5 protein-coding genes and 1 tRNA gene are annotated in these 6,800 nt (G+C 63.4%); 1 reads left to right on the forward strand and 5 read right to left on the reverse strand.

Annotation, left to right across the window (positions count from 1 at the left end):
- Positions 1–60: 60 nt before the first annotated feature.
- Positions 61–936 (reverse strand): glycosyltransferase family 2 protein, encoded by an 876-nt coding sequence (locus HW452_RS15310; protein ID WP_224106966.1) that lies wholly within the window; start codon positions 934–936, stop codon positions 61–63.
- Positions 933–3,017 carry an HAD-IIB family hydrolase gene (locus HW452_RS15315; protein WP_224106967.1) on the reverse strand — a complete coding sequence of 695 codons (2,085 nt, stop codon included), beginning with the start codon at positions 3,015–3,017 and terminating at the stop codon, positions 933–935. The genes HW452_RS15310 and HW452_RS15315 overlap by 4 nt, the downstream gene beginning before the upstream one ends.
- 40 nt (positions 3,018–3,057) lie before the next feature.
- On the opposite strand from HW452_RS15315, the gene HW452_RS15320 reads away from it, so the two are divergent.
- Positions 3,058–4,125 carry a glycosyltransferase family 4 protein gene (locus HW452_RS15320; protein WP_224106968.1) on the forward strand — a complete coding sequence of 356 codons (1,068 nt, stop codon included), beginning with the start codon at positions 3,058–3,060 and terminating at the stop codon, positions 4,123–4,125.
- On the opposite strand, the gene HW452_RS15325 is transcribed toward HW452_RS15320, so the two are convergent.
- From HW452_RS15325 to ispB, 3 genes are all read right to left on the reverse strand, one after another.
- Positions 4,120–5,307 (reverse strand): MFS transporter, encoded by a 1,188-nt coding sequence (locus HW452_RS15325; protein ID WP_224106969.1) that lies wholly within the window; start codon positions 5,305–5,307, stop codon positions 4,120–4,122. The genes HW452_RS15320 and HW452_RS15325 overlap by 6 nt on opposite strands.
- Before the next feature lie 225 nt (positions 5,308–5,532).
- Positions 5,533–5,609 (reverse strand) — tRNA-Pro (locus HW452_RS15330).
- Between the two features lie 88 nt (positions 5,610–5,697).
- Complete coding sequence (gene ispB, locus HW452_RS15335) at positions 5,698–6,702, reverse strand: octaprenyl diphosphate synthase (RefSeq protein WP_224106970.1); 1,005 nt, start codon at positions 6,700–6,702, stop codon at positions 5,698–5,700.
- Positions 6,703–6,800 lie beyond the last annotated feature (98 nt).

The raw sequence follows: 6,800 nt of genomic DNA on the forward strand, positions 1-6,800 counted from the left end.
CTGGCTGAAAAGGGCATGATAGTAATGCAATACCGATGAGTACCGTTGGCACTGCGAGGCTCAACCGTAGCGAGCGCTGCCCGGCAGGCGTGCCGCGGCAATTTCTGCATGAGTGGGGTGCCTGATGATCTCGACCCTTGTTGATGTCGGCGACCAGCGAATGGCGCCGGCTTGCTGGAACTGATCAAGCCAATACTCCATGCACCACTGCTTCCAGCGCCCATGAAAGCGCCGCGCGTTGGCAATGATGGCTTCGAAATGGGGCCAGGGCGGGGCGTACATGGCGTGATGCTGATGCCAGGCAAGGGCGCCGCCCACCCAGTAGAGCGGCACCTGGGCCGCTGCCAGGCGCCAGGCGTAGTCGGTCTCTTCGCCGCCATAGCCCTGGTAGCCTTCGTCCATGCCGCCGGCGCGCTGGTGGTCCCGGCGCATCAGGGCAAAGGAGAGTCCCCAGAGGTTGCCGTGGTCGGGCTCGCCACGTATCTCGTCTTCCTCCAAGGCCGGGCGCGCCGGGTGGCGCTCGCCAAGCGTGGCCAGGCGCGCGAGATCCAGCGTGCCGTCTTCGTGGCGGCGCACCGCGTCGGCGGGCAGGTAGTGGACTTCGCCGATATACAGCGCGGGCCTGGCGGCAAGCGCGTCATGGTAGCGGGCCACCAGCCTGGGGGAGGCGATGCAGTCGACGTCCAGAAAGACCAGCGCCTCAAACGCCGCGGCATTGACCGCGGCGTTGCGCGCCTTGGCCAGCGGCAGGGCCTCGCCTTCCACCATGACATGACGGACGGGAAAGCGCGTTTCGGGAAGCCCGGTTTCCGGTTCTTCCTGCATCCAGGCGATGACCAGCTCGTCCGGGCAGTGCGTCTGGGCATCGAGGCTCAGCATCAGATTGACCAGATGGTCGCGGCGGTGTCTGACCAGCGTCAGGGCGCTTACCTTCATGCCACGCCTCCCATCTTCCGGCGCTGTTGAAAGTGCTGCACGCCTTCGATGATGCCCTGGGCGTGGCACGCTCGCGCGGTGTAGACATGCGCCATGTCCGGGCCATCCAGTAGGCCATCGCAGTGGTTGGCAACCGCGATGGAGCAGGGCACCGAGCGCAGCATGTCCAGGTCGTTGCCGGAGTCACCTGCCGCGTAGAGCGACTGGCGGTCAATCTCGAGGCGCTGGCGCACGTACTCGACAGCCTGTCCCTTGGAGGCTTCCACGGGCAGAACATCCACATAGCGCTCATGGCTTTGAATCACCGTGGCTGCCAGGCCGCATTTCTTCAGGTGCGCCTGGATGCGCGCCATCAGCGTCGGGTCGCCATCGCTGAAGTAGCTGAGCTTGTGGCGGCGCTGCTCGAGCGGGCCCTGGGGTGTCAGTTCGGGCATATCACTCAAGGCTTGCGCGACGGCCTCCTTCTGCCAGCGGCAGTCGATGCGCGCCGACCAGGCGGTGTCCTGCTGGTAGGTCACGCCGTTGGCGGTGCGGTAGTAGATCTCCGAGCCGACCGAAGAAATGATCACCTGAGGGTAGGGGATGCCGGCCTGCTCGAGAATCGACAGCGCGCTGTGAAAACTGCGCCCGGTGGCCACGCCGAAGCCGAGGGTGGGCTGGGCTTCATACCACCGGGTAAAGGCGCGAATGCCGTCGGGCGAGCCGGTCAGGGTGTTGTCGATATCGCAGATCAGCAGCGCCTGGGGCTGTAGGGGGGGCTGTTCAGGCTGGCTCAATCGAGCAAGAAGGTCGTGGTAGTACTCGGCATGGCGCTGCCAGTCGTAGGCCTTGACGGCCTCGCGGCCGTTGGCGGCCATGCGCTGCCAGCGCTCGGGATTCTGGAACAGATCAAGCGCCTGGTGAATGATGGCATCGGTGTGGCGTGGGTTGATGAGTACGCCGTTGCCGCACTGCTCGATGATGTCGCTGGGGCCGCCGCTGTCGGTGGCAATCAGGGGCAGGCCCGCGGCCGAAGCCTCCAGCAGGGTCAGCCCGAAGGGTTCGTTGAGCGCCGGGTTGATGAATACCCCGCCCCGCTCGCGGGCCCAGGCGTAAAGCGCGGGAATATCGTCAGGCGCGTGGTGCTTGGGGTAGGCCACGTGGCCGTAAAGGTTGTAGTCATCGATCAGCGTCAAGAGCTCGTGAAGGTTGTCGGCAAGCTCGGGTTCCAGCGCGTCAATCTGATCGCGTACGCCCGCCACGACCACCAGGTTGGCACACTGCTGCAGCGCCTTGCTCTGCCCGTAGGCGGTCACCAGCGCCGCCAGGTTCTTGCGCGTCACCGGACGGGCGATGGCCAGCAGTACGGGCTTGTCGAGGTCCTGCAGGAAGGGCCGCATCATGGCGTCCACGGCAGGTGTGGAGGTGGCGCGGGTAAAATCCTCCAGGTGGCTGCCGGGCGGAATCACGCGGATACGGCCAGTATCGTAGTGCAGGTAGTCGGCGTACTGCACCTCGGCTTCATCGCGGGAGCTTGCGATGATCAGCGTGGCATCGCGAATAGCGCGCTCTTCAAAGGCGATGCGGCGCTGCAGAGTCTGTTGCGTTTCCGCGTCCAGGCTTGATTGACCGTCGGCCAGGCACTTCAGCTTGCAGCGCCCCAGCGAATGGGCCGTGAACACGAACGCAATACCGTGGCGGGCGCCGATCTCCGCGGCTACCTCGCCGGCATCGGCATAGTGGGCATGCAGGGCATCGGGCAGCCTGGGCAAATGTGCCAGCCACTGCTCGAAAGCCGTGATGAACGAGGGCAATTCCTGCCACAGCGCTTCCTTGGCAAGGTAGTCGGGGTTATCGGTCGGCAGGCGCACCAGGGTGATCTTGGGGCTGATTACCTCGACCGGGCAGGTATAGTCTACCTTGCTAAACTCACACTTAAAGGCACGGGTCACCAGGGTGATCCGCTCGATGGCCGGGTCCTGCTCGGAGGCTTCGACCAGTTCCAGCAGGTAGCGGATATGCCCGCCGGTATCCGCCGTGATGCCGTATTCGATATCGCTGCCACGCAGGCAGCCCTGTAAGGCCAGATGTACGATATGCATGTCGTGAATTCCTTTTCACCGGATAGGGTGCACCCAATCTATGCCCCAGAAAAAGCGTATACGCATTGCCCAGGTTGCGCCCGTTATCTTTCCAACGCCGCCGGTCGATAATGGCGGCACCGAGCGCATCGTGTTCGATCTCACCGAAGCGTTGGTGGCCATGGGCCACGAGGTCACGCTGATTGCCCCTTCTGACAGCCAGACGCGCGCGCGCCATCTGGCAACCTCGCCAAGCCTTTACCGCTGGCAGCAAGTGCATGACAACGTGCCGCCGGGCGTGCCGGGCGTGCTCGAAGCGCTGGTACTTGAGCGTTTGCGCCAGCATCTCGACGAGTTCGACATCATTCACTGCCACGGCGAGTTCTGCCATGCGGCGGTGCTGGGCGAGCGGCGCCACCACAGTGTGACCACCGTTCACTGGCGGGTGGACGAGCTTGACCGTCAGCTTTTTTTCGAAGGCTTTCCCGACCTGCCGGTGGCCTCCATCTCGAACGCTCAAGGCGCTGCACTGCCTGAACGCAATCACCTGGGTACGGTTTACCATGGCCTGGACGCGCAACGCTTTAACTTAAGTAAAGGTTCCGGTGGTTATCTGGCCTTCATTGGCCGCATGACCGACCAGAAACGCCCTGATCGGGCCATCGAGGTGGCGCGCGCCACGGGCTATCCGCTGCGCCTGGCCGGCGGTATCGATGTGGGTAACCCTGGCTGGTTCGACCACCACGTAGCACCGCAACTCGATGAGCGCATCCAGCACGTGGGGGTGGTCAACGACCATCAGAAGCAGAGTTTTCTGGGCGAGGCGGCGGCGCTGCTGTTTCCCATCGACTGGCCGGAACCCTTTGGGCTGGTGATGATCGAGGCGATGGCCTGCGGCACGCCGGTCATCGCCTGGCGTAACGGCTCGGTGGAGGAAATCATCGAGGAGGGCGTCAGCGGTTTTGTGGTCGACTCCCACGAAGAGGCGGTGGCGGCGGTCAAACGCCTGCCAACGCTTGACCGCCAGCGCGTTCGCCAGGCGTTTCTGGAGCGCTTCACCGCCACGCGCATGGCCGAGGATTATGTCGCGCTTTACGAGCAGCTGCTGGCGAATACGGCCGCGTCATAGCCGGCTATCTGCCTTGAGGTACGTCTTCCCCAGAATGGCCATGAGGATGGCGAGCAGGCTACAGAGCACGGCCATGCCCAGATAGACGTTGCGCAGCGATTCCAGCCAGACCACGGCGGGGGCGACCGCAATGGGCGAGATAAACTGGCCGAAAAAGAAGGTCGCGGTAAAACCGCCAAATACCCGGCCACGTACTCGCTGCGGCGTAATGCGCATCAGCCAGGCGGTGGTATTGGGCATGAAGGCGCCCAGACCCAGCCCGGAAATCGCGGCGCCGATGATGGCCATGGTATAGCCGTGGGTCGTGCCTACCACGAAAAAACCTGCCCCCGCGAGCACGAAGCCCATCACGTAGATGGTCATGACGGATAAAAACGGCTTGTAGTAGCCATAGCAGAACGACACGATGCTGGCGGTAAAGGCCGCGGTGGAAAGCGCAATGCCGATGGCCAGGCCGCTGATCTCGCCCTGCTCGGAGAGCAGAAAGGGCAGTTGGGCAGGAAACAGATAGAACAGCATCATGGCCAGCATGCCGGCGAAATAGGCCAGCGCCGTGCGCCCGATATCGACCTTTGCCGGTTCCTCTGCAGAGGTGGCGTGCGCACTGGCCTGGGCGTGGGGGGGCTTGAGCATGGCCCAGGCGTAGGGCAGAAGCAGCACGCCGGTCAGGTAGAGCAGAAAAGGCCCGCGCCAGCTCCAGTCCGACAGCAGCCCGCCGAGGTTGATGAAGACCACCCCGCCAAGCGCCATGCAGCTACTCTGCAGGCCCAGAAAGCGCACGCGCTCGCTACCCTCGAAATAATCGCCCACCAGTGTCGTGCTGATGCTCAGGATGCCCGCCACGGCGATGCCCATCAGCGCTCTGGAGGCCAGCAAGAGCTCGACGCTGTCGATCAGAAAGCCCGCGCCACCCGCCAGCCCGTAGATGCTCAGCATCAACAGCAGCAAGGGCTTGCGCCCGAAGCGGTCGGCCAGATAGCCCATCAGCGGGCTGAACAGCGTGATCATCAGCGCCGGCAGCGTCAGGATGAGCTGGATCATCACCTGGGGCTGATCGGAAAAATGGCGGCTGATGCCGGGAAGCGCAGGCGCAATGATCGCCCCTGACATCACAGTCATGGTGCTGGCAAACAGCAGCACGGCTTTGGTGTGCGTTGAACGGTTGATGGTCGGTTTCCCCACGTCATTGTTATTGCTGGTACAAAGCCCCGCAGGCTCGAGAAGGCGCTGATGGTAGCACAGTTATTAGCAGGCTATTTAGAGGGGCAGGCAGATACCGAAGCGGGAAGTGGCCGACCAAGAGATCTGCCGCAGGGTGTGAGGAGGGCAAATCGCCGGGGAAAGAAACGCGGCGCAGGCCACAAAAAAACCGCCAGCTGGTGATCCAGCTGGCGGTTCTTGAATTCTTGGTCGGAATAGCAGGATTCGAACCTACGACCTCTGCCTCCCGAAGGCAGCGCTCTACCAAGCTGAGCTATATTCCGAAGGTTGTGAGACGTGCTCTACAACGGAGCTGAATCTTACACAGGCGGGCAGGATTTTTCAAGCCCCCGCGCCACCTGCGCATGAAATTTATGCCTGCCGGTCGACGGCCATGCGGGCGATCTGGGCCATGCTGTCGCGGTAGGCGCTGGGCGGCAGCAGCTCCAGCTGGGCAAGCGCCTTGTCGGCCATTTCATCGGCGCGCTGGCGGGTGTACTCAAGGGCGCCGGTTTCGTGAACGATGGCCAGCACCTCGTCGAGCTGCTCGAGCCCGCCCTTGCGGATCACCTGGCGGACCAGCTTGGCCTGCTCCGGCGTGCCCTGCTCCATGGCGTGAATCAGCGGCAGCGTGGGCTTGCCTTCGGCCAGGTCGTCGCCGACGTTCTTGCCCATGGCATCGGCATCGCCCTGATAATCGAGAAGGTCATCGATCAGCTGGAAGGCAAGCCCCAGGTAGCGGCCGTAAAGTTTGAGTGCCTCGGCCTGTTCGGCAGTGGCGCCGGCCAGTACCGCGCCGCTGTGGGTGGCGGCTTCGAACAGCATGGCGGTCTTGCCCTGGATGGTCTCGAAGTAGTCCGCCTCGGAAATGCTCGGGTTGCCGATATTGGTCAGCTGCAGCACTTCGCCTTCGGCAATGGTGCAGGTGGCGCTGGAGAGAATCGCCATGATCTCCATCGAGCCCACGTCCACCATCAGCTGGAACGAGCGCGAGTAGAGAAAATCGCCGACCAGCACCGAAGGCGCGTTGCCCCAGGCGTCGTTGGCGGTCTTCTTGCCGCGACGCAGGTGCGATTCATCGACCACGTCGTCGTGCAGCAATGTCGAGGTGTGCATGAACTCGATCAGCGTGGCGAGCGTCACGTGCTTGTCGCCTGCATAGCCCAGCGAGCGGGCCGCCAGCAGTACCAGCAGCGGGCGCAGGCGCTTGCCGCCGCTTTCGATGATGTACTGGCTGATGGTCTCGACGAGCGGGACTTTCGAGGTGAGCTGCTCAATGATCGTCCGGTTGACGGCTTCAAAGTCATCGGCCACCACGGCGTGCAGCGGTGAAGGCGTTGGGCTGGCAGTCGGGGTTGAGGAGACGTTGGCAGTCATGGGTTCCGTTCATCGCGGCAGGTGAAGGGGCATGCCCCGTAAGTTGGGGTCATGCTATGGGGCTGCCGGTAAGGCGTCAAGGCGCATTGGGCCAGGGC

Origin of the sequence: Vreelandella aquamarina, from assembly GCF_020075495.1 — a bacterium.
GTDB classification, from domain to species: Bacteria; Pseudomonadota; Gammaproteobacteria; order Pseudomonadales; family Halomonadaceae; genus Vreelandella; species Vreelandella aquamarina_A.